The 21,669-nt window shown below is 71.3% G+C and carries 17 protein-coding genes; 8 read left to right on the forward strand and 9 right to left on the reverse strand.

Features of this window, described 5'->3' with window-relative positions; translation table 11 throughout:
• Positions 1-109 precede the first annotated feature (109 nt).
• A complete protein-coding gene (locus ABD973_RS21285) occupies positions 110-616 on the forward strand; it encodes a DUF1203 domain-containing protein (protein WP_125821134.1) in 507 nt (168 codons plus the stop codon).
• A 56-nt stretch (positions 617-672) separates the two neighbouring features.
• On the opposite strand, the gene ABD973_RS21290 is transcribed toward ABD973_RS21285, so the two are convergent.
• Entirely contained in the window at positions 673-1,701 is a 1,029-nt protein-coding gene (locus tag ABD973_RS21290; protein WP_125821133.1) for an aspartate-semialdehyde dehydrogenase, read from the reverse strand.
• 263 nt (positions 1,702-1,964) lie between these two features.
• Here ABD973_RS21290 and ABD973_RS21295 point away from each other — a divergent pair, with 263 nt between their 5' ends.
• Entirely contained in the window at positions 1,965-3,446 is a 1,482-nt protein-coding gene (locus ABD973_RS21295) for a M28 family metallopeptidase (RefSeq protein WP_125598018.1), read from the forward strand.
• A gap of 82 nt (positions 3,447-3,528) precedes the next feature.
• Here ABD973_RS21295 and ABD973_RS21300 read toward each other — a convergent pair whose 3' ends face one another.
• The gene (locus ABD973_RS21300) at positions 3,529-6,864 is read right to left on the reverse strand and encodes a S8 family serine peptidase (RefSeq protein WP_345501521.1); all 3,336 of its coding nucleotides are present in this window, start codon (positions 6,862-6,864) and stop codon (positions 3,529-3,531) included.
• Positions 6,865-7,138: 274 nt separating this feature from the next.
• On the reverse strand, positions 7,139-7,705 hold the full coding sequence (locus tag ABD973_RS21305; protein WP_345501523.1) for a CGNR zinc finger domain-containing protein: 567 nt from the start codon (positions 7,703-7,705) through the stop codon (positions 7,139-7,141).
• A 119-nt stretch (positions 7,706-7,824) separates the two neighbouring features.
• Here ABD973_RS21305 and ABD973_RS21310 point away from each other — a divergent pair, with 119 nt between their 5' ends.
• Positions 7,825-8,313 (forward strand): VOC family protein, encoded by a 489-nt coding sequence (locus ABD973_RS21310; protein ID WP_125598009.1) that lies wholly within the window; start codon positions 7,825-7,827, stop codon positions 8,311-8,313.
• A 23-nt stretch (positions 8,314-8,336) separates the two neighbouring features.
• Positions 8,337-9,233, forward strand: coding sequence for a pyridoxamine 5'-phosphate oxidase family protein (locus ABD973_RS21315; RefSeq protein ID WP_125821129.1), 897 nt, complete (start codon positions 8,337-8,339; stop codon positions 9,231-9,233).
• Here ABD973_RS21315 and ABD973_RS21320 read toward each other — a convergent pair.
• Positions 9,209-10,171 (reverse strand): hypothetical protein, encoded by a 963-nt coding sequence (locus ABD973_RS21320; protein ID WP_125598000.1) that lies wholly within the window; start codon positions 10,169-10,171, stop codon positions 9,209-9,211. The two genes, ABD973_RS21315 and ABD973_RS21320, sit on opposite strands and share 25 nt — an antisense overlap.
• A 201-nt stretch (positions 10,172-10,372) precedes the next feature.
• Entirely contained in the window at positions 10,373-12,928 is a 2,556-nt protein-coding gene (gene pepN, locus ABD973_RS21325) for an aminopeptidase N (protein WP_125821128.1), read from the reverse strand.
• A 125-nt stretch (positions 12,929-13,053) separates the two neighbouring features.
• Here pepN and ABD973_RS21330 point away from each other — a divergent pair, with 125 nt between their 5' ends.
• Positions 13,054-13,701: a mycothiol-dependent nitroreductase Rv2466c family protein gene (locus tag ABD973_RS21330; RefSeq protein WP_125597994.1), complete on the forward strand. Its 648-nt coding sequence runs from the start codon at positions 13,054-13,056 to the stop codon at positions 13,699-13,701.
• Positions 13,702-13,840: 139 nt separating this feature from the next.
• Here the strand turns inward: ABD973_RS21330 and ABD973_RS21335 are convergent, their stop codons facing one another.
• The 3 genes from ABD973_RS21335 to ABD973_RS21345 all read right to left on the reverse strand — a co-directional run bounded on the left by ABD973_RS21335 (position 13,841) and on the right by ABD973_RS21345 (position 17,607).
• Complete coding sequence (locus tag ABD973_RS21335) at positions 13,841-14,497, reverse strand: superoxide dismutase (RefSeq protein ID WP_125597991.1); 657 nt, start codon at positions 14,495-14,497, stop codon at positions 13,841-13,843.
• Positions 14,498-14,664: 167 nt separating this feature from the next.
• A complete protein-coding gene (locus ABD973_RS21340; RefSeq protein WP_345501529.1) occupies positions 14,665-16,074 on the reverse strand; it encodes an amino acid permease in 1,410 nt (469 codons plus the stop codon).
• 144 nt (positions 16,075-16,218) lie between these two features.
• Entirely contained in the window at positions 16,219-17,607 is a 1,389-nt protein-coding gene (locus ABD973_RS21345) for an amino acid permease (protein ID WP_125821126.1), read from the reverse strand.
• Between the two features lie 281 nt (positions 17,608-17,888).
• On the opposite strand from ABD973_RS21345, the gene ABD973_RS21350 reads away from it, so the two are divergent.
• On the forward strand, positions 17,889-18,473 hold the full coding sequence (locus tag ABD973_RS21350) for a biotin transporter BioY (RefSeq protein ID WP_125821125.1): 585 nt from the start codon (positions 17,889-17,891) through the stop codon (positions 18,471-18,473).
• 86 nt (positions 18,474-18,559) lie between these two features.
• Here ABD973_RS21350 and ABD973_RS21355 read toward each other — a convergent pair whose 3' ends face one another.
• Entirely contained in the window at positions 18,560-20,035 is a 1,476-nt protein-coding gene (locus ABD973_RS21355) for an amino acid permease (protein ID WP_125821124.1), read from the reverse strand.
• Between the two features lie 219 nt (positions 20,036-20,254).
• Between ABD973_RS21355 and ABD973_RS21360 the strand changes: the two genes are divergently transcribed.
• Entirely contained in the window at positions 20,255-20,743 is a 489-nt protein-coding gene (locus ABD973_RS21360) for a ribose-5-phosphate isomerase (RefSeq protein ID WP_125604030.1), read from the forward strand.
• Positions 20,744-20,806: 63 nt separating this feature from the next.
• Positions 20,807-21,613 carry an Fpg/Nei family DNA glycosylase gene (locus ABD973_RS21365; protein WP_125821123.1) on the forward strand — a complete coding sequence of 269 codons (807 nt, stop codon included), beginning with the start codon at positions 20,807-20,809 and terminating at the stop codon, positions 21,611-21,613.
• Positions 21,614-21,669: the final 56 nt, after the last annotated feature.

Consider the following 21,669-nt stretch of genomic DNA (forward strand, 5'->3'; position numbering starts at 1 on the left):
CCGGCCATCCTTCCACGCGGGCCGGGCCGCCGGGCGGGACTAATCCAGAGGCGAACACGAGGTCCGATTCCCGCCAGACCCGGCGGGGCCGCCCGCGCACCCTGGACCCATGACCACGACGACGCACACCGCGCTCCCCATCCCGCCCGCCACCCTGACCGCCCTGCGGGCGCGGGACGACGCCGGGCGCCCCTGCGTTCCGTACGAGGACCCCGAGGGCGGCGCGCCGCTGCGCTGCTGCCTGCGCCGCAGCCGGCCGGGGGAGCTGATCGCCCTCGTCTCCTACGCCCCGCTGCGCCGCTGGGCCGCCGCCACGGGAGCCGACCCGGGCGCGTACGACGAGCAGGGCCCGGTCTTCGTCCACGGCGCGGAGTGCGGCGGGCCCGGGGCGGGGTCCGGCCACCCCTTCGCGAACGCGGGGGCCCTGCGTACGGTCCGCCGCTACGACGCGGGTGGCCGCATCCTCGGCGGCCGCGTCCTCACGCTGCCCGAAGCCGGTGCCGCCGAATCCGTCGACCAGGCCCTGGCGGAGGCCTTCGCCGACCCGCGCACCGCCCTCGTCCACGTCCGCGCGGCCGAGTACGGCTGCTTCCTCTTCGAGGTCCGCCGGCCCTGACACGCCGGAGGGGCGGTGCCGTACCGGCACCGCCCCTCCGCGTCGGACCGGTGGCGTCAGCCGCGCAGCTCGTCCGCGACCAGCTCCGCGATCTGGACGGCGTTCAGCGCGGCGCCCTTGCGGAGGTTGTCGTTGGAGAGGAACAGGGCGAGGCCGTTGTCGACGGTCTCGTCCACGCGGATGCGGCCCACGAACGAGGCGTCCTTGCCGGCCGCCTGGAGCGGGGTCGGGATCTCGGACAGCTCGACGCCGGGGGCGTCCTTCAGCAGCTCGTAGGCGCGCTCGACGCTGATCGGACGCTCGAAGCGGGCGTTGACCTGGAGCGAGTGGCCGGAGAAGACGGGGACGCGCACGCAGGTGCCGGAGACCTTGAGGCCGGGGATCTCCAGGATCTTGCGGGACTCGTTGCGGAGCTTCTGCTCCTCGTCGGTCTCGAAGGAGCCGTCGTCGACGATGGCGCCGGCCAGCGGCAGCACGTTGAAGGCGATGGAGCGCTTGTAGACGCCCGGCTCGGGGAACTCGACGGCCTCGCCGTCGTGGACCAGCTTGGTCGCGTCGGCGGCGACGGCCTTGACCTGGCCGTCGAGCTCGGCGACGCCGGCCAGGCCGGAGCCGGAGACGGCCTGGTAGGTGGTGGCGATCAGGGCGGTGAGCCCCGCCTCCTCGTGCAGCGGGCGCAGCACCGGCATGGCGGCCATGGTGGTGCAGTTCGGGTTCGCGATGATGCCCTTGGGGCGGTTCTTGATCGCGTGCGGGTTGACCTCGGAGACCACGAGGGGGACCTCGGGGTCCTTGCGCCACGCGGAGGAGTTGTCGATCACGACGGCCCCCTGGGAGGCGACCTTCTCGGCGAGGGCCTTGGAGGTCGCGCCGCCCGCGGAGAAGAGCACGATGTCCAGGCCGGAGTAGTCGGCCGTGGAGGCGTCCTCGATGGTGATCTCCCGGCCCTGCCAGTCGATGGTGGAGCCGGCGGAACGGGCCGAGGCGAACAGCCGCAGCTCGTCCACCGGGAACTTCCGCTCGGCGAGGATGCCGCGCATGACTCCGCCGACCTGTCCGGTGGCTCCGACGATTCCGACCCTCACGGTGACTCCTTCAAATACGTGGACGCGGGCGCGCGTGAGGCCATCATGCGTTCGACCCCACGAGGCTTGTCCAATCCATTGTCCGAGGTGCGGACAGTGTCGGGTTCGTGAACCGGGGTGACGAGTCCGTGACGGCCGTGTTTCACCGCCACCGAAAGTCCGTTTTGCCTGGTCAGGGGCGGTTAGCTTCCGTTCAGCCGTGATCGTTATCCGGACGCGGCGCACCAGACTCCGATACACCCGCACCCCGGGGGGACCACACCATGCCGAAGATCCACCGCCACCGCCGGTCCATACCGGCCCTCGCCGCCCTCGCGGCGGCGGCCGTCGCCGCTCCCGTGCTGCTGGCGGCCACGCCGGCCAGCGCCCACCCGCGCGAGGGGAAGCTGGCCCAGGAGCTGGTGGAGGAGGTCACCGCGCGCGGGGCCTACCGCCACCTGGCGAAGTTCCAGCAGATCGCGGACGCCAACGGCGGCAACCGGGCCGCGGGCACCCCGGGCCACGCCGCCTCGGCCGCGTACGTCCACGACACGCTGAAGAAGGCCGGGTACGACGTCTCGTACCAGGACTTCGACATCTACGAGGCGCACACGAAGACGGAGAGGACCACCGTCCTCGGCGACCAGCCGCGCGAGCTGGCCACCGCCGCCTTCACCTTCACCAAGTCCACCCCGGCCGGCGGCCTGGCGGCCCCGCTCGCCCTGGCCCGGGTCGACGAGACCCCGGGCTGCACCGCCGACGACTACGCGTCCGGCACCTTCACCGGGAAGATCGCGCTGGTCAAGCGGGGTGCGTGCACCTTCGTGGAGAAGCAGCGGGCCGCCGCCGCGGCGGGCGCGGTCGGCGTGATCGTCTACAACCACAGCGGCACCACCCCGGTCCGCGGCGGGTTCTCCTCCCCGGCCGAGGGGGTCATCCCGAGCGCGGGCATCACCCTGGCCGACGGTGAGGCGCTGGCCGCGGCCGCCGCCAAGGGCGAGGTGAAGGTGCGCCTGGACCTGGACCAGGAGCACGTGAAGAAGACCACCCGCAACGTGATCGCCGAGACGCGCGGCGGGCGCGCCGACCGCGTGGTGACGGTCGGCTCGCACCTGGACTCGGTTCCCGAGGGCCCCGGCATCAACGACAACGGCTCCGGCTCGGCCGGCCTCCTGGAAGTGGCCCTCAAGCTCGCCGACGAGGGTGCAAACAAGAAGAACAAGGGGCCCGCCAACAAGGTGCGCTTCGCCTGGTGGTCGGCGGAGGAGCTGGGCCTGCTGGGCTCCGAGCACTACGTGGCGCAGCTGTCCGAGAAGCAGAAGAAGGACATCGCGCTCTACCTGAACTTCGACATGATCGCCTCGCCGAACCCGGCGCAGTTCGTCTACGACGGCGACGACTCGGACAAGACCGGCGCGGGCGCCGGCCCGGCGGGCTCGGCGCAGATCGAGGCGCTGATCAACGGCTTCCTGGACAAGAAGGGCAAGCCGCACGAGGGCAGTGACTTCGACGGCCGCTCCGACTACGGCCCGTTCATCGAGAACGGCATCCCGGCGGGCGGCACCTTCACCGGGGCCGAGGGCATCAAGACCGCCGAGCAGGCCAAGCGCTACGGCGGCACGGCCGGGGCGGCGTACGACCCGAACTACCACGGGGCGGGCGACAACCTGAAGAACATCGACCTCAAGGCGTTCGACACCAACCTGGACGTCATCGCCCACGCGGTCGGCACGTACGCGGAGTCCCTGCGCACGCTCGGCAAGTAGCGCCGCGAGGGGGGAACGCGAGGGGGAAGCCGAAGGGGCGGTGCTCGGTCGAGCACCGCCCCTCCGTCATGCGTTCACACCGTTACGGGATGACCTTGTCGATCTGCACGCTGCCGGTGCCGGCGGCGGTGCCGCGGGCGTTGAGCAGCTGGACCTGGCCGAAGAACTGACGGCCCTCGGGGGCCGCGCCCGTCACCAGGACGTTCGCCGAGACCTGCGCGGAGGCGCCGGTGGCGAGGTTGACCGCGGCGGCCTCGTCGACCTGGACGGAGCCCAGGGCGGCGGAGAAGAACACGTCGCGGTAGTCGTACGTGGTCGTGCCGGCCGGGACCGCGTAGCCGATCACCTTGATGGTGTAGGTGCCGGCGGCGGGCTTGAGCAGGCTGACGGACTCGTCGGAGTCGCCGTCGGCGGAGGAGCCGACCTTGACGCCGTCCTTGTAGACCTCGAGGTCGAGGTCGGCGGCGGTGTCCGAGGGCTTGTTGATCGCCACGTCGAGGCGGGCGGCGCCCTCACCGACGGTGACTTCGGTGGTCTTGGTCTCGCCGGCGGCGATGGTCGGCTTGTCGACCTTCGCGGAGCCGAGCGGGCCGCCCCGCAGCTTGCCGCCGGAGATGGCGGCGGCGTCGTTCTTCACGGTCCACTGGACCGGCGCCGGGGTGCCCTGCTTGACCTCGGGCAGGACCTTGACGGCCGGGTCGAAGCCCGCGCCGAGGACGGAGACGTCCAGCTTGAACGGGTTGTCGAGCAGCGGCGACGTGCGGCGCGACTCGACCTCGATCTCCCAGACGCCCGGCTGCGGGTTCTCGTACGAGCGCAGGTCGGGGCGGCACTTGTTGGCCGGGTTGTCGTAGTTCGGGTAGCACTGGGTGGTCGCGCTGTCCTCGACGCCCGTGCCGTACGGGTGGATCGAGATGAAGCGCGTCTGGCTGCCCGCCGCGAGCCCGCCGAGGGCGACCTCGAGGGTCTTGGCGCCCTGCGGAACGGTCACGAAGTACGACTTGTGGCTGTTGCGCTGCACGGTGGAGGTGTCCGACAGCGTGAAGGACGGCTGCGCCAGCGGGGTGGAGGCGACGACCGTGGCCAGGATCTGCTTGTCGACGCCCTCGGTGGTGGGGTCGTCGAGCTGCAGGATGCCGCTGTGGACGCCGGCCGACTTGACGTTGGCCTCGACCTTGATGGTGACCGGCTTGTTCAGCGGCAGGGTGACGTAGTCGTAGCCGCCACCGCCGACGACCTTGAAGGTGCCGTCGTTGTTGCGCCAGCTGATGTTGTGCCGGGTGCCGTACTTGACGCCGGTGGTGCGGGTGACGACGACGTCGTAGACCTTCTTCTGGCCGACCTTCAGGCCGCCCTCGCGGTCGTAGAGGCCGGTGCCGAAGCCCGGGGTCTTCAGGAACTGGTCGAGCGCGGTGTCGACGGGGGCCTTGACCGTGAACTCGTTGGCCTTGGCTCCGCGCTGGATCGACTCCCACGCCTTGGGGATGTCGATGAGACCGGCGCCCTGTGCGTGGGCCGGGACGTCGTCGATCTTCTTGGCGGTGCTGGTCAGCGCCACGCGCAGGTTGGCCGGGGGCAGGGCGATCTTCGCCTGCTTGGCGGCCGAGATCAGCAGGGCGCTGGCGCCCGCGGCCTGCGGCGAGGACATCGAGGTGCCCTGGAGCATGCCGTAGCCGGCCGGGAGGCTGTAGCCGGACTCCTTCACGGGCGCGCCGGGCAGCCAGGTCTGGATGGTGTTGATGGCAGCGCCGGGGGCGGTGATGGTCGGCGTGAACCCGCCGTCCTCACGCGGACCGCGCGAGGAGAAGGGGAACATGTTGTACTTCTTGGTCACGCCGGAGCCGTAGTTGGCGGCCCAGGTCTCCTTGGAGACCGCGGCGCCCACGGAGATGACCTTGTCGGCGAGGCCGGGGTCGCCGATGGTGTTGACGCCCGGGCCCTCGTTGCCCGCCGAGATGACGAGCTGGACACCGTAGGTGTCGATGAGGTTCTTGTAGAGCTCGGAGCGGGCGTTGTTGCCGTCGTTGAGCGCCGGCAGGCCGCCGATCGACATGTTGACGATGTCGACGCCGCGGTTGACGACGAGGTCGATCATGCCCTCGGTCAGCGCGACGTTGGTGCAGCCGCCGGACCAGGAGCAGGCGCGGGAGGAGACGAGCTTGGCGCCGGGCGCCTGGCCGTTCATCTGGCCGCCGAACAGGCCGTTGGCGGAGGTGATGCCCGCGACGTGCGTGCCGTGCTCGGACTCGATGATGCCGATGTTGACGAAGTCGGCCTTCTTGCCGACCCAGTCCCCGCCGAGCGGGTCCATCTTGACGTCCTTGCGGATCTCGATGGTGAACGGGATCCGCTCGGCGACCTCGGTGGCCGGGTCGTCCTTGCCGAAGTAACCGATCTGGAAGCCGTCCTTGTACGGCTTCATCGGCTCGTTGTTGGTGAAGTCACCGTCCTGGTCGGTGTCGACGCGGACGGTGCCGGCGGCCGGGTCGTAGAGCATGCCGAACCGGTCGGTGGTGTCCCCGTCCCGGTTGACGTCGCCCTTCATGTCGCCGTTGGCGGTGATCGACTCGCTGAAGCGGCTCCACTGGAAGCTGCCCTCGGGGGCCTTCCAGCTCTGGCCGCCGGCGGTGAAGGCGCCGCCCGCGGAGGTGACCGGGGTGATCTGGGCGCGCCAGGTCCCGTCGTTGTCCGTGATCGGGTCGGTCGCGGTCACCCAGTCGACGATCTTGCGCTCGCCGGTGGTGGTCTTCTGCAGCGAGGGGTGGCTGACGTCGACGCCCGAGTCCATGATGCCGATGGTCACGCCACGGCCGTCGGCCTGCGGGTTCTTCTTGACGAAGTCCACCGAGCCGGTCTCGAACGAGGGGTTGTACGGGTTCTTGGCCGGGGTGTTCTTGTCCGGTGCCGGGTAGGTCTCGGCGGCGGTCTTCTTCGCCGAACCGTCCTTGCTCGCCTCGGGGCGCGGGTCCGGGAGCCGGATCTCGTGCCGCAGGTCCATGCCGTGCACGGACTCCAGCTTGGCGGCCGCCTTCAGGGCGGCCTCCGCCTTGTCGGTCGGCAGGGTGGCGCGTACGTAGCCGAGCTTGTCGTACGTCTGGCCGATCGAGGCGCCCTGGACGGCGTCCAGCTGGTCGGCGACCTGCTTGGTCTGGCCGGGGGCGGTCGCGACCATGACGGTGACGGTCGCGTCACCCTTGGCCTTGGCCTCCTGGAGCAGTTCGGCGTCGGCCGAACCGAGCTTCTGGTCCGCGGACTTGACCGGGGCGGTCGTCCACGGGTCGTCGCCGGCCGCCGCGAAGGCGGGCACCGCGCCGGTGGCGCAGAGGGCGGCCACCAGGCCCGCGGCCGCCGCGACGCGGGCCGCGCGCCTGGTGCCGGGTATGGCCCCGGTGGTGGAGCTGGGGGAGTCGAGGGTCATCAGCATCCCTGGCTAAGTGAAAGATACGGTCCGGAATTCGGTGCCGGATGACCGGTCAGCTTTGCCTAAGTGACTGCTGTTTGGGGAGTGTTGTCATTGACCGAGACCTGACATGGCGGGTTCCCGTCAGTGCGGAGGCTCCGCCAGTGAGGACATGACGGGGCAAGCCGGGGCGACTCGCAAGGCCCGGTGAGTTGATTTATCGACTTTCCGACCTTCTTACGGGGAAGGATCGGCCTTCCGTCTCACGACCGGTGTGACAGATTCCGACCGTTCAGCGCTCGCGCGTGCGCGCGTAGTGCCGCGAGGCCTTGGCGCGGTTGCCGCAGACGGCCATGGAGCACCAGCGCCGCGTGCCGTTGCGCGAGGTGTCGTGGAAGTGCAGGACGCAGGTCTCCGAGGCGCACTTGCGGATCCGGTCGGGTGCGGTGGCCAGCAGCCCGAGGTAGTCGCGGGCCGCAGTCCAGGCCGGGCCCCAGGAGGGGTCGGCGAACTCGGCGCGCTCGCCGGGGCCGTCGGAGGTCAGGGTGGCCCGGATCCGGCCGTGCTCCAGTACGGCGTCCACCAGGGAGCGCGCGCCCTCGTCGGCCGGGTCCGCGACCGCGCGGGCGATGGCCTCGCGCGCGGTCAGCAGGTGGACCAGGGTCGACTTGTCGGCACGGAAGCGGCCGGCCAGGCCGGTGCCCTCCAGCCAGATGGCCAGTCCCTCCAGCCGGCTGAGCCCATAGGCCCCCGCGAAGAGGTCGGCGATCTCGCCGTCCAGCATCCAGCGCGTGTTCAGCAGGTCCAGGGAGACGGGCTCGCCCGTCAGTGGGCGTGGGTCCGTGGTCGCCGCCGTCATGTCCGCCTCCTCGCGCCGCTAACCCCTCAAGGGTACGTGACCGGTTGACGGAGTTCCGCCTAACCCGTAATGTCGAGATAGAAGGTTAGAAACTCTCGGACCTCGGGGAAGGGACCCTCATGTCGACCGCCACCACAGGCACCACGGACACCACCGGCACCGCCGCCACGCTCCGCACCGGCCACATCGGCCTCAACGTCACCGATCTGGAGCGCTCGCTCGCCTTCTACCGGGACGCCCTCGGCTTCGCGCTGCTGGGCGAGGGCAAGGAGGAGGGCCGCAGGTACGCGTTCCTCGGCCGGGACGGCGAACTCGTCCTGACCCTCTGGCAGCAGGCGGAGGGCCCCTACCGGCCGCGGGCCGCCGGACTGCACCACCTCGCGTTCTCGGCCGGCGCGATCGAGGAGGTCCGGGCGTACGAGGAGCGGCTGCGCGGCCTCGGCGTCGAGTTCGCCCACGAGGGCGTCGTCGCCCACCGCGAGGGCGCCGCCTCCGGGGGGATCTTCTTCCACGACCCGGACGGCACCCGTCTGGAGATCTCCGTGCCCACCGGTGCGCAGGGTGCTCCCGCCCCTACGGCGGATGCTCCGACCTGCGGCTTCTTCTAGGAACTCAAGGATTGGGGGACATCATGGGCCGGTACCACCAGGGCTCGCTGGCCGTGCAGGAACGGGTCGGCGTACGCGAGCTCGCCGAGCACGTCGGCCGCTCCATCGGCGCGGACATCCGCGACGTCGCGGCGGCCTTCCTCGCCCAGCAGCCCCACCTGGTCGTCGGCGCCGCCGACGGCGCGGGGCGGCTGTGGGCCTCGCTGCTCACCGGCGCGCCCGGGTTCGTACGGGCCACCGGGCCGGACCGCGTCCGGGTCTCGGGCGGCCTTCCGGAGGGCGACCCGCTGGCCGGGGCGCTGGCCACCGCCGGCACCCGGGTCGGCACGATCTCCCTCGACCCGCGCACCCGGCGCCGGATGCGGCTCAACGGGACCCTCGCCGTGGCGCCCGGCGGTTTCGCGGTGGCGGCCGAGCAGGTGTTCTCCAACTGCCCCAAGTACCTGCAGAAGCGGCAGCCGCTGGAGCTGGTGCCCGACGGGCCCGGTGTGGTGCGGCGCGGGGAGGCGCTCACCCCCGGCCAGGAGCGGGCCGTCCGCGCCGCCGACACCTTCTTCGTCGCCACCACCGCCGAGGCGGACGGGGTCGACGCCAGCCACCGGGGCGGGATGCCCGGCTTCGTGGAGGTGCTCTCGCCGACGGAGCTGCTCTGGCCGGACTACGCGGGCAACGCGATGTTCCTGACCCTGGGCAACCTGGCCGCCGACGAGCGGGCCGGTCTGCTCTTCCCCGACTGGGAGGGCGGCGGGCTGCTCCAGCTGAGCGGGCGGGCCCGGACCGAGTACGGCCCCGGCGGCAGCCGGGCGGTGCGTTTCCGGGTGGAGGCGGTCGTGGAGAGCCTGCATCCGGGGCGGCTGCGCTGGAGCGCCCCGGAGTACTCCCCGGCCAACCCGCCTCACCGGGGCAGTACGACCAGGTAGGCGGCGGGCTCGCGGTCGCCGGACGCCGTCAGGGCGGTCCGGACGACCGCCGCCTGCTGCTCGGGCCAGTCGCGCAGCTTGCGGGGCGTCAGGTACAGGACGGTCACCCCGAGGCGTTCCAGGGTCTCCCGCTTGCGGACGGCCTCCGACCAGTCCTCGTCCTCGCCCTGGCGCGGGGCCCGGGTGTCGATCTCGATGGCGACGGCCTGCTCGGGCCAGTACGCGTCGACCCCGCCCAGGTGCGGGCCGCCGGGCAGGCGCAGGTCCACGTTCCAGACGGGCTCGGGGAGCTCGTAGCCGCGTACGAGCTGGTACAGCCGGTCCTCCGCGATGGCCCGGCCCTCGGCGAGGAGGGACTCGACGGCGTCGACCACGTGCGGCCGGTTCAGCAGCCGGGCCACCGTCAGCTCCCGTACGACGGCGGCCGGTTCGCAGTGGCCGCCGCGCACGGCCTCGCTGAGGATGCGGCGTACCGTGCCGGCGTCGGAGACCTGTCCGACGGCGTCGGCGACGGCCCGCGCCACCGGGGCCACCGGCAGGCCGGTCACCTCCACGGGGCGGGGCGGGGTGTGGGCGCGGACCACGCGGACGTCGCCGGTGGAGCGCAGCCGGCGGGTGTTGGGCACGAGCACGTCGATGTGGGAGAGGGCGAGCAGGGCGGGGGTGGCGGAGAACCGGTAGAGCGCGAGGGCGGCCAGCCCGGTGATCATGACCTCGCCGCTGCCGCGCCGGCCGGCGTACAGCAGGGCGGCGTGCAGCCGCTCCTCGCTGGTCGCGGGGCCGGAGTGGAGCAGGAACACCCCGGGCAGCACCTGCTGCCAGGGCCGCCCGGCGGCCTCGGAGGCGCTGACGCCGTGCTCGCGCAGCTGTGCGAGGGTCAGCACGCGGGGGCGGCTGGCGGTGAGGTGGGCGAGGGGGAGGGGTGCGTTCTGGTTCATGACGCGGTGATTCCCTCAGGCCATGGCCTTGCTAACCCCTGTTACACGCCCGTCGACAAATCCGGACAAGCCGGGGCTAAAGTACGGGCGTTCGAGTGCCGAATAGGCCCGCTGGGTCCGACCATCCTACGAACTCACGGGCGCCGCCACCCGACGCCGGCGGGGTGCGGGCCGCCGGCCCGCACCCCGCCGGACACGGGGTCAGCCCGCGGCCGCGTCGCAGGCCTGGCCGCGCAGCGCGCGGGCCAGGTCGTCGCGGGACTCCAGCACCAGCCGGCGCAGCGCGGGGGCCGCGTCCGGGTGGGCGGCGAGCCACGCGTCGGTGGCCTCGACCGTGGCCGGCGCGTCCTGGAGCATCGGGTAGAGCCCCTTCACCACGTCGATGCCGATCTGGATCGAACGCTGCGCCCAGACCCGCTCGATCACCTCGAAGTAGCGCTCCGTGTAGCCGGCCAGCAGCTCGCGCTGCGAGCCCTGCTGCATCCCGGAGATGGTGGCCTCCACCAGCGCGTTCGACAGCGCGTCCGACTCCACCACCGCCGCCCACGCCTGGTCCTTGACCGCCGCCGACGGCCGGGCGGCCAGGCACCGGACCTGGTGCCGCTTGCCCGAAGCCGTGTCGTCCCGGGTCAGCTCGGCCTCCACCGCCGCCTCGTCCAGTGCGCCGTGCGCCACCAGAGGCAGCAGGAAGTCCCAGCGCAGCTCCTGGTCGACCTCCAGCCCGTCGATCCGCGCGGTGCCGTCCAGCAGGCCCAGCAGCAGCTGGAAGTCGCCCTCCGTCGCCGCGCTGGCCGCGAAGAACCGGGCCCAGGTCAGCTGGTGCTCGGAGCCCGGCTCGGCCAGCCGCAGCTCGTGCAGCGCCCCCGCGGCCAGGTCCCGTCCGGTCTGCTCGCGCCGCTGGGCCGGCGTGTAGTGCGCCACCGCGCTCAGCGCCTGCGCGTGCAGCTGCTGGAGCACGCCGACGTCGGTCTCCCGGCCCGCGTGCGCCAGGACCAGCGAGACGAAGTCCCGCGCGGGCATGAGCGCGTCCCGCGTCAGGTTCCACAGCGCCGACCAGCACAGCGCCCGCGCCAGCGGGTCCGTCAGGTCGCCCAGGTGGCCGCGCAGCGTGGCCAGGGAGGCCTCGTCGAAGCGGATCTTGCAGTACGTGAGGTCCTCGTCGTTGACCAGTACCAGGTCCGGCCGCTCCAGCCCGGCCAGCTCCGCAACCACCGTCCGGGCGCCCGCCACGTCCGCCTCGGCCCGCGCGTAGCGCACCAGCGACCCGTCGGCCTCCAGCCGGTACAGGCCCACCGCGACCCGGTGCGGGCGGAGCTCGTCGCCCTCCTGGACCACCGCCAGCTCCGTCAGCCGCCCGGCCGCGTCGGAGGTCACCACCGGCGTCAGCGCGTTCACGCCGGCCGTCTGGAGCCAGGCCCGCGACCACTCGGCCATGTCCCGCCCGGAGACCTCCCCGAGCACCGACAGCAGGTCGTCCAGGGTGGTGTTCCCGTACGCGTGCGCCTTGAAGTAGCGCCGCGCGCCGTCCAGGAAGGCCTCCCGGCCCACGTACGCGACGAGCTGCTTGAGCACCGCGGCGCCCTTGGCGTACGTGATGCCGTCGAAGTTCAGCTTCGCGTCCTCCAGGTCACGGATGTCGGCCGTGACGGGGTGCGTGGACGGCAGCTGGTCGGCCCGGTACGCCCACGCCTTGCGGCTGTTGGCGAAGGTGACCCAGGCCTGGTCGAAGCGGGTGGCCTCGACGAGTCCGAAGGAGCCCATGAAGTCCGCGAAGGACTCCTTCAGCCACAGGTCGTCCCACCACTTCATGGTGACCAGGTCGCCGAACCACATGTGCGCCATCTCGTGCAGGATGACGTTCGCGCGCCGCTCGTAGGAGGCCTGCGTGACCTTCCCGCGGAAGATGTACTCCTCGCGGAAGGTGACCATCCCCGGGTTCTCCATGGCGCCGAGGTTGTACTCGGGCACGAAGGCCTGGTCGTACTTCCCGAAGGGGTACGGGTAGTCGAAGATCTCGTGGAAGAGGTCGAAGCCCTGCTTGGTGACGAGGAACACGTCGTCGGCGTCGAAGTGCTTCGCCAGTCCCTTGCGGCACATCGCGCCCAGCGGGATGGTCAGGTCCCCGCGCGTGTAGGTGTCCGTGACGTAGTGGTACGGACCCGCCACCACGCAGGTGATGTACGTGGAGATGGGCGCCGTCTCGGCGAAGCGCCGGGTCTGCCCGTCGCGGGACTCCTCGGCGCCGTTGCTCCACACCCGCCAGCCCTCGGGCGCGGTCACCTCGAAGCGGTAGGGCGCCTTCAGGTCGGGCTGCTCGAAGTTGGCGTACACGCGGCGGGCGTCCGCCGGCTCGTACTGGGTGTAGAGGTAGACCTCGCCGTCCTCCGGGTCCACGAAGCGGTGCATGCCCTCGCCGGTCCGGCTGTAGGCGCAGTTCGCGTCGACGACCAGCACGTTCTCGGAGTCCAGGCCCTCCAGCGCGATCCGTGCGCCGTCGAAGACCGCGGCCGGGTCCAGCGCGCGGCCGTTCAGGGTGACGGAGTTCACCGAGGGGGCGATCAGGTCGGCGAAGGAGGACGCGCCGGGGACGGCGGCCCGGAAGCGCACGGTGGTCACCGAGCGGAAGGTGCGGGGGCCCTCGGCCGGTTCGGCCTCGTCCACCGCGGACCTCAGGTCGAGGACCACCTCGTACCCGTCGACGGACAGCAGTTCGGCCCGCTCGCGGGCCTCGTCGCGGGACAGGTTCTCTCCGGGCACGTTGCACTCCTTCGTGCGTGATCACGGTCTTCGCTGGAATCCTCCCACGGGGAATGCGGGCGATCCCGGGCTGGTTGGCGGATAAGAACATGACCCGTGACGCCTTATGTGACTTGAGGAGAGCCATGACCGACACCCAGGTGCGCGAGAAGACGCCGGTCGACTTCTGGTTCGACCCGCTCTGCCCCTGGGCCTGGATGACGTCCCGCTGGATGCTGGAGGTCGAGAAGGTCCGCGACGTGGAAGTCCGCTGGCACGTGATGAGCCTCGCCGTGCTCAACGAGAACAAGCTCGACGAACTGCCCGAGCGCTACCGCGAGCTGCTCGGCCCCAAGGGCTGGGCTCCGGTGCGCGTGGTCGTCGCCGCCCAGCAGAAGTTCGGCGACGAGGTCACCGGCAAGCTGTACACCGCCCTCGGCACCAAGATCCACAACGACGGCCGCGGCGCGACCCGCGAGGTCATCGCCGACGCCCTGGCCGAGGTCGGCCTGCCGGCGGAGCTGCTCGCCTACGCCGACTCCGACGAGTACGACGAGGTCCTGCGCGACTCCCACAACGACGGCATCGAGCGCGTCGGCCAGGAGGTCGGCACCCCGGTGATCTCCGTGCCCGGCGCCGACGGCGAAGAGGTGGCCTTCTTCGGCCCGGTGGTCACGCCCGCCCCGCGCGGCGAGGCCGCGGCCCGCCTGTGGGACGGCACCCTGCTGGTCGCCTCGACCCCCGGCTTCTACGAGATCAAGCGCACCCGGACCCAGGGCCCGTCCTTCGAGTAGTCCGGCCCCGGCCCGTCCGGCCCCGTACGTACGGAAGACCCCCGTGAGTCACGTCCTCACGGGGGTCTTCCGCTGTACACGCCCGCACGCGAAGGCTGAGAAGACGATCACGAGGCGGACGGGTCTGCGGGGGTGCGGATCAGCCCTTGACGGGGATCAGCAGCGGGGTGTTCGCCTTGGCGTCGGCGTAGCGCCTGGCCACGTCCTGCCAGTTGACGACGTTCCACATGGCCTCGATGAAGTCGACCTTCTGGTTCTTGTACTGGAGGTAGAAGGCGTGCTCCCAGGCGTCGAAGACCAGGATCGGCGTGCTCGCGACGCCCACGTTGCCCTGGTGGTCGTAGACCTGCTCGACGACGAGCCGGCCGCTGACGGGCTCGTACGCGAGGACGCCCCAGCCGGAGCCCTGCGTCGCGGAGGACGCGAAGGTCAGCTGCTTCTTGAACTTGGCGAACGAGCCGAAGGACTCGGTGATCGCGTCCGCCAGGTCGCCGACGCCGTCGGCCGCGGTCGGCTCGCCGCCGCCCTCGCCGGTCTTCGGGCTGGCCATGTTGTTCCAGTAGATGCTGTGCAGGATGTGGCCGGAGAGGTGGAACGCGAGGTTCTTCTCCAGGCCGTTGAGGGCGCCCCAGTTCTCCTTGTCGCGCGCCTCCTCCAGCTGCTCCAGCGTGGTGTTGGCGCCCGTGACGTAGGCCGCGTGGTGCTTGTCGTGGTGCAGCTCGATGATCTGCGGGTTGATCACCGGCTCCAGGGCCGCGTAGTCGTACGGAAGCTCAGGAAGCGTGTAGATGGCCATGCGTGTATCCGGTCCCCTCGGCGTGCCAATCGCTTATTGCAATTAATGCGCAACTGCACGCTAGCAGTATCTATTCCGCCTCACACGTAAGGGTCACCTCTGTACGAAGAGAGGCGGACCCCGCGTCGCACACGGGGTCCGCCTCTCGGGAAAGGCCTGTCGGGGCGTCAGCCGCGCGCCGCCCGGCGCTGCATCGCGTAACCGGTCGCCGCCAGGGCCGCCGTCAGCCCGCCGGTGAAGACCACCTGCGTCCGGGTGTCCTCGCCCAGGGCCATCAGCACCAGCACGCCGGCCACGCCCGCCAGCGCCACCCAGGTCAGGTACGGGAAGCCCCACATCTTCACGACCAGCTTCTGCGGGGCCTCGCGCTCCAGGCGCCGGCGCAGCACGAACTGCGAGACGGCGATGAAGCCCCAGACGATGAGGATGACCCCGCCGACCATGTTCAGCAGCCAGGCGAACAGGGTGTCCGGGTACCAGTAGGACAGCAGGACGGTGACGAACCCGAAGCCCGCGGAGGCCAGCACCGCGCGGCGCGGCACCCCGCCGGAGACCCTGCCCAGCGCCTTCGGGCCCTGGCCCCGGGCGACCAGGGAGTAGGCCATGCGCGAGGAGCCGTAGATGTTGGCGTTCATCGCGGACAGCAGGGCGATCAGGATCACCACGTTCATGATCTGGCCGGCGGCCGGGATGCCCAGGTGGTCCAGGGTGGCCGCGTACGGGCCGTGCTCGGTGACGGCCGGGTCGTTCCAGGGCAGCAGGGTGACGATCACCAGCATCGAGCCGACGTAGACGATCGCGATCCGCCACATGGTCGTCTTCACGGCCTTGGCCACGCCCTTGACCGGGTCCTCGGACTCGGCGGCCGCGATGGTCACCGTCTCCAGGCCGCCGTACGCGACGACCGAGGCGAGCAGGCCGACGAGGAGGCCGTCGACGCCGTTGGGCAGGAAGCCGCCGTCGTGCAGCAGGTTGCCGGCGCCGGGGGAGGAGGTGCCGGGCAGCAGGCCGAGGACGGCGAGCACGCCCAGGCCCAGGAAGAGCGCGATGGCGCCGATCTTGAGGGCGGCGAACCAGAACTCGAACTCGCCGAAGCGCGCGACCGCGCCCAGGTTGGCGACGGTGAAGACCACCATGAGCACCAGCACCCACATCCACGACGGGGTGCCGGGGAACCAGCCCGCCAGGATGTGCGCCGCGCCGATCGCCTCGATGGCGACGCCCACCACCAGCAGGGTCCAGAACATCCAGCCCGCGGTGAAGCCGGCCCAGGGCCCGACGGCGCGCTCGGCGTGCACCGAGAAGGAACCGGAGGCCGGGTTGGCGGCCGACATTTCGCCGAGCATCCGCATCACGAACATCACGAGCAGCCCGGACGCTGCGTACGCCAGCACGATCGAGGGGCCGGCGGCCGCGATGCCGGCGCCGGAGCCGACGAAGAGGCCGGCGCCGATGACCCCGCCGAGGGCGATCATCGAGAGGTGGCGCTGCTTGAGGCCGTTGCCGAGGGGGGAGGCGGCCTTCGCGGGCGCGGGCGCCCCGGGCTCGGGAGGTGCGGTGGTGGTGCTCTGACTCATGGCGCCAGTCTGCCGATCGTCCGTTTATCGGACGTCGTACGTCCATTATCCGGACACCGCTCTCACCGGACGTGACCGCCCGCCCCGGAAAGCGGAACGGGCCCGGGACCGAAGTCCCGGGCCCGCGCCACGATCACCGGACGGTCAGGACCGCCGGTCCCGGACCTCCCGGTACCACGCCACCAGCAGCACGACGGCCGCCGCACCCGAGGACCACAGCAGCTGTGGCCGCGCCGAGTCGTCGAACAGCATCAGCACCAGCACCGCCGCCATCCCCGCCAGCGCCGCCCACGTCAGGTACGGGAACGCCCACATCGGCAGCGTCAGCCGCTCCGGCATGTCCCGCTCCAGCCGGGGCCGCAGCCGCAGCTGCGAGACCGCGATCAGCGCCCACACGAACAGCAGCACCGCGCCGACCGCGTTGAGCATGTAGAGGAACACCGTGTCCGGCCACAGCAGGTTCAGCACCACCGACACGAAGCCGAACGCCACCGAGGCGAGCACCGCCCGCGTCGGCACCCCGCTGCCCGACACCTTCAGCAGCGACTTCGGCGCCTCGCCCCGCTCGGCCAGCGAGAACACCATCCGCGAGGAGCCGTACAGGTTGGCGTTCAGCGCCGACAGCAGCGCCACGAACACCACGATGTTCATGATCTGGCCGGCCGCCGGGATCCCGATGGAGTCCAGCACGGCCACGTACGGGCTCTGACCCGGCTCCAGCGAGTCCCACGGCAGCAGGGTCACGATGACCAGCATCGAGCCGACGTAGAAGAAGAGGATCCGCCACACCGCGCTGCGCACCGCGCGCGACACCGACTTGGCCGGGTCGTCCGACTCGGCGGCCGCGATGGTGACGACCTCCAGGCCGCCGAAGGCGAAGACCACGGCGAGCATGCCCGCGATGACCCCGCCGATCCCGGCCGGGAAGAAGCCGCCCCGCCCGGTCAGGTTGGCCATCCCCACCGGCTCGGTGTCGGGGAGCAGGCCGAAGACCGCCAGGGTGCCCAGGATCAGGAACAGCACGATCGCGCCGACCTTGAGGGCGGCGAACCAGAACTCGAACTCGCCGAAGTTCCGGACGGCGGCCAGGTTGCTGAGGGTGAAGACCACCATGAAGATCAGCACCCACAGCCACTGGTCGACCGCGGGCACCCAGCCGTGGGCGATGTTCGCGGCGCCGGTCGCCTCCACGGCGAGCACCACCACCAGCAGGAACCAGTACAGCCAGCCGGCCGAGAAGCCGGCCCAGCGCCCGAGGGCCTTCTCCGCGTACACGGAGAACGAGCCGGAGGCGGGCATCGCGGCGGACATCTCGCCGAGCATCCGCATCACCAGCATGGCGAGCACGCCGGCCAGCAGGTACGAGCAGATGATCGCGGGGCCGGCGATCCCGATGCCGGCGCCGGAGCCGACGAACAGGCCGGCGCCGATCACGCCGCCGAGGCCCAGCATGGTCAGGTGCCGCTGCTTGAGGCTGTGGCTCAGGGGTTCCGGGGGCAGTTCGCTCCCGGTGACGGACAGATCTTCGCGCATGAGCAGATTCGTACTCTCGGTAGGCAAGCGACGCAGGGTATCCGGGGGGTTTGGCGGGAACCTACAGTCTCGCTGGAGTGGACCCCGGGGAGCAAAAAGGATGTGTCGTCGAATGTGGCCCGTGATCGGGATCACTTCAACTCAGGTGTAAGGCAGCATCTTTGTGCGGTCTCCACCAAACCGGACAGTATGGCTTTGTCCCGGTCGGCGGTGGGGGCGGCCGTGCGGCGACGGCTAACGTCGCGGTGTCCCGCCCGATCACCCACCTCCCGGAGCCTTCGATGAGCACCGCTTCCGTCTCCTTCCGGCCCGGCGCCGTCCTCGCCGACCTGCTGCCCGCGAGCCGCGTCAGGGACGCCGTCCTCGTCGTCGGCGGAGCCGCGCTCACCGGCCTGGCCGCGCAGCTCTCCGTACCCGTCCCCGGCTCGCCCGTACCGGTCACCGGCCAGACCTTCGCCGCCCTGCTCGTCGGCACGGCCTTCGGCGCCCGGCGGGGCTTCCTGGCGCTGGCGCTGTACACCCTGGCCGGGATGGCGGGCGTGCCGTGGTTCGCGGACGGCACCTCCGGCGCGGCCGGGGCCTCCTTCGGCTACGTCCTCGGCATGCTGCTGGCCGCCACCCTCGTCGGCGCCCTCGCGCGGCGCGGCGCCGACCGCTCGGCGCTCCGCACCGCGGGCACGATGGTGGTGGGCTCGGCCGTGATCTACGCGGTGGGCGTGCCCTACCTGATGGCCGCCACCGGCATGTCGCTCGGCGCGGCCGTCGCGGCGGGCCTGACCCCGTTCCTGATCGGCGACGCCCTCAAGGCCGCCCTGGCCATGGGCGCGCTCCCGGCCGCCTGGAAGCTGGCCGGCCGGCGCGGCTGACGCCCCCTTCGTACGGGCGCCCCCTCGTACAGCAGCCCCGGACCGCGAGCGTGCGGTCCGGGGCTGCTGTCATGTGCGGGGGCGGGTCAGGAGGCGTCGACCGCGGCGTCGACGGCCACCTCGGCGGCGGCCCCGGCCGCGAGCTCGCCCTTGCGGCGCGACTGGCGCACCACGCCGACCACGATCACGACGGCGGCGACGAGCAGGGAGTACAGCACCGTCTCGCGGTTGCCGTCGTCGTAGAGCATGTAACCCAGGACGAAGGTGATCATCGCGGCGGTGGCCCAGGTCAGGTACGGGAAGAGCCACATCTTCACCGTCAGCTTCTCCGGGGCCTCGGCGACGAGGATCTTGCGCATGCGCAGCTGGGTCAGGCAGATGACCAGCCAGACGAAGAGCGCGATCGCACCGGAGGAGTTCAGCAGGAAGCTGAAGACGGTGTCCGGGTTGGTGTAGTTGAAGATCACGGCGACGAAGCCGAAGACCGTGGAGCCGAGGATGGCCGCCATCGGCACGCCCCGCTTGTTGACCTTCGCGAAGGACTTGGGCGCGTCACCGCGCTCGCCCAGCGAGAACGCCATGCGGGAGGCGGTGTAGAGGCCCGAGTTCAGGCAGGACAGCACGGCGGTCAGGACGATCACGTTCATGATCTGGCCGGCGGCCGGGATGCCGATGGAGTCGAGGGCCGCGACGTAGGAGCCCTTGTCGACGATCGACTTGTCGTTCCACGGCAGCAGGGTCAGGACGACGAAGATCGAGCCCAGGTAGAAGACGCCGATGCGCCAGATGACCGAGTTGGTGGCCTTGGTGACGGCGCGGCGCGGGTCCTCGGACTCGCCGGCGGCCAGGGTGACGATCTCGCTGCCCATGAAGGAGAAGACGACCATCAGCACACCGGTGAGGACCGAGCCCCAGCCGTTGGGCATGAACCCGCCGGCGTCGGTGAGGTGCGCGAAGCCGGCACCCGGGTTGTCGGAGCCGGGCAGGACGCCGAAGACGGCGAGCATGCCGACGACGACGAAGGCGCCGATGGCGACGACCTTGATGCCCGCGAACCAGAACTCGAACTCGCCGTAGGAGGCGACCGAGCCGAGGTTGGTGGCGGTCAGGACGGCCATCACGATCAGGGACCAGGCCCACTGCGGGACGGCCGGGATCCAGCCTTCGAGGATGACGGCGCCGGCGGTGGCCTCGACGGCCAGGACGACGACCCAGAAGAACCAGTACAGCCAGCCGATGGAGAAGCCGGCCCAGCGGCCCAGCGCGCGGTCGGCGTAGGCGGAGAAGGAGCCGGAGTTCGGGCTCGCGGCGGCCATCTCGCCCAGCATCCGCATCACGAAGACGACCATCGCGCCGACGAGGGCGTACGAGATCAGGATGGCGGGGCCGGCCTTGGCGATGCCGCCGCCGGAGCCGACGAAGAGTCCGGCGCCGATGACACCGCCGATGGCGATCATGGAGAGGTGGCGGTTCTTGAGACCGGCCTTGAGACCGTCGGAGGGCTGGGTGGAACCGGGTTCGCCGGGGCCGCCTGCCTTCTGAAGGGTCGTCGTCGTGCTCATGGACGAATCCTTAGGTTCTCGGGTGGAGAGTTCCGGCATTCAAACCCGATTTCCGGCCAGTACGGAAGACCTTCTTCCGATAGTTACCTGAGGCCCCCAGTGCGGGACCAAGGTCCCGACCCCTCCTGTCTGCGTTCTTTGGGTTTACTTGAGGTTTAGAAGTGATTTATGCGACACCCCTCTGCGGTCGGCGGGGGGCGCGCATGCCACACTCGACCCATGCGCGTGTATCTCGGATCCGACCATGCAGGCTTTGAGCTCAAGAACCACCTCGTGGACTGGCTCAAGAACAACGGCCACGAGCCCGTCGACTGCGGGCCCCACATCTACGACGCCGTCGACGACTACCCGCCGTTCTGCCTCCGCGCCGCGGAGAAGACCGCCGCGGACGCCGACAGCCTGGGCATCGTGATCGGCGGCTCCGGCAACGGCGAGCAGATCGCCGCCAACAAGGTCAAGGGCGTCCGCGCCATCCTCGCCTGGAGCGTGGAGACCGCGAAGCTCGGCCGCGAGCACAACAACGCCAACGTCATCTCCGTCGGCGGCCGCATGCACAGCCAGGAGGACGCCACCAGCTTCGTCGAGGCGTTCCTGGCCACCCCGTACTCCGACGAGGAGCGCCACACGCGCCGCATCGACATGCTCTCCGCGTACGAGACCACCGGCGAGCTGCCCCCGATCCCGGCCCACCACCCGCAGGACCAGTAGTACGCCGTGCCGCCGGACGCCCCCCGTCCGGCGGCACGCCCGTTCGCATCGAGGAGCGCCGCCGTGCCCGAGGGGCATACGATCCACCGCCTCGCCCAGGACCACACCGAGCGCTTCGCCGCCCGCCCGGTACGGGTGAGCAGCCCCCAGGGCCGCTTCGCCGAGAGCGCGGCACTGCTCGACGGACGCGAGCTGGAGAGCGCCGAGGCGCACGGCAAGCACCTCTTCCTGGAGCTGGGCGACGCCTGGATCCACATCCACCTCGGCCTCTTCGGCAAGCTCGGCTTCGGCCCCGCCCCCGCCCCGCCGGCCACCGACACGGTCCGGCTGCGCCTGCTGAACGAGGACCACTACGCCGACCTGCGCGGCCCCACCGCCTGCGCGCTGATCGGCGAGGGCGAGAAGAAGGCGATACACGACCGCCTGGGCCCCGACCCGCTGCGCCCCGCCGACGACCCCGGCCGCGCCTGGACCCGGATCTCCCGCAGCCGCACCACGGTCGCCGCCCTGCTGATGGACCAGAAGGTCGTCGCGGGCGTAGGCAACGTCTACCGCGCCGAGGTCCTCTTCCGGCACGGCATCGACCCCTACCGGCTCGGCCGGGACCTCACCCGCGCCGAATGGGACGCGATGTGGGCCGACCTGGTGGCGCTGATGCGCGAGGGCGTCCGGAAGAACCGCATCGACACGGTCCGCGACGAGCACCTCCCCGAGGCGATGGGGCGCCCGCCGAGGGTGGACGACCACGGCGGCGAGGTGTACGTCTACCGGAGGGCGAACATGCCCTGCCACATCTGCGGGGGCGAGATCCGCACCGCCGACCTCGCCGCCCGCAACCTCTTCTGGTGCCCCACCTGCCAACAGCGCTAGCCGCGCGGCGCACCGGTAACGGGCTGAATGTGCGCAGCACATCTCAGCCCCGCCGG

The sequence above is a fragment of the Streptomyces racemochromogenes genome, assembly GCF_039535215.1.
GTDB lineage: Bacteria > Actinomycetota > Actinomycetes > Streptomycetales > Streptomycetaceae > Streptomyces > Streptomyces racemochromogenes.

Bases quoted from the DNA above. Each gene is read 5' to 3' on its own strand.
- ABD973_RS21285 (WP_125821134.1), top strand. From the start codon at position 110: ATGACCACGACGACGCACACCGCGCTCCCCATCCCGCCCGCCACCCTG.
- ABD973_RS21295 (WP_125598018.1), top strand. From the start codon at position 1,965: ATGCCGAAGATCCACCGCCACCGCCGGTCCATACCGGCCCTCGCCGCC.
- ABD973_RS21300 (WP_345501521.1), bottom strand. From the start codon at position 6,864: ATGACCCTCGACTCCCCCAGCTCCACCACCGGGGCCATACCCGGCACC.
- ABD973_RS21305 (WP_345501523.1), bottom strand. From the start codon at position 7,705: ATGACGGCGGCGACCACGGACCCACGCCCACTGACGGGCGAGCCCGTC.
- ABD973_RS21310 (WP_125598009.1), top strand. From the start codon at position 7,825: ATGTCGACCGCCACCACAGGCACCACGGACACCACCGGCACCGCCGCC.
- ABD973_RS21315 (WP_125821129.1), top strand. From the start codon at position 8,337: ATGGGCCGGTACCACCAGGGCTCGCTGGCCGTGCAGGAACGGGTCGGC.
- ABD973_RS21320 (WP_125598000.1), bottom strand. From the start codon at position 10,171: ATGAACCAGAACGCACCCCTCCCCCTCGCCCACCTCACCGCCAGCCGC.
- ABD973_RS21330 (WP_125597994.1), top strand. From the start codon at position 13,054: ATGACCGACACCCAGGTGCGCGAGAAGACGCCGGTCGACTTCTGGTTC.
- ABD973_RS21335 (WP_125597991.1), bottom strand. From the start codon at position 14,497: ATGGCCATCTACACGCTTCCTGAGCTTCCGTACGACTACGCGGCCCTG.
- ABD973_RS21340 (WP_345501529.1), bottom strand. From the start codon at position 16,074: ATGAGTCAGAGCACCACCACCGCACCTCCCGAGCCCGGGGCGCCCGCG.
- ABD973_RS21345 (WP_125821126.1), bottom strand. From the start codon at position 17,607: ATGCGCGAAGATCTGTCCGTCACCGGGAGCGAACTGCCCCCGGAACCC.
- ABD973_RS21350 (WP_125821125.1), top strand. From the start codon at position 17,889: ATGAGCACCGCTTCCGTCTCCTTCCGGCCCGGCGCCGTCCTCGCCGAC.
- ABD973_RS21355 (WP_125821124.1), bottom strand. From the start codon at position 20,035: ATGAGCACGACGACGACCCTTCAGAAGGCAGGCGGCCCCGGCGAACCC.
- ABD973_RS21360 (WP_125604030.1), top strand. From the start codon at position 20,255: ATGCGCGTGTATCTCGGATCCGACCATGCAGGCTTTGAGCTCAAGAAC.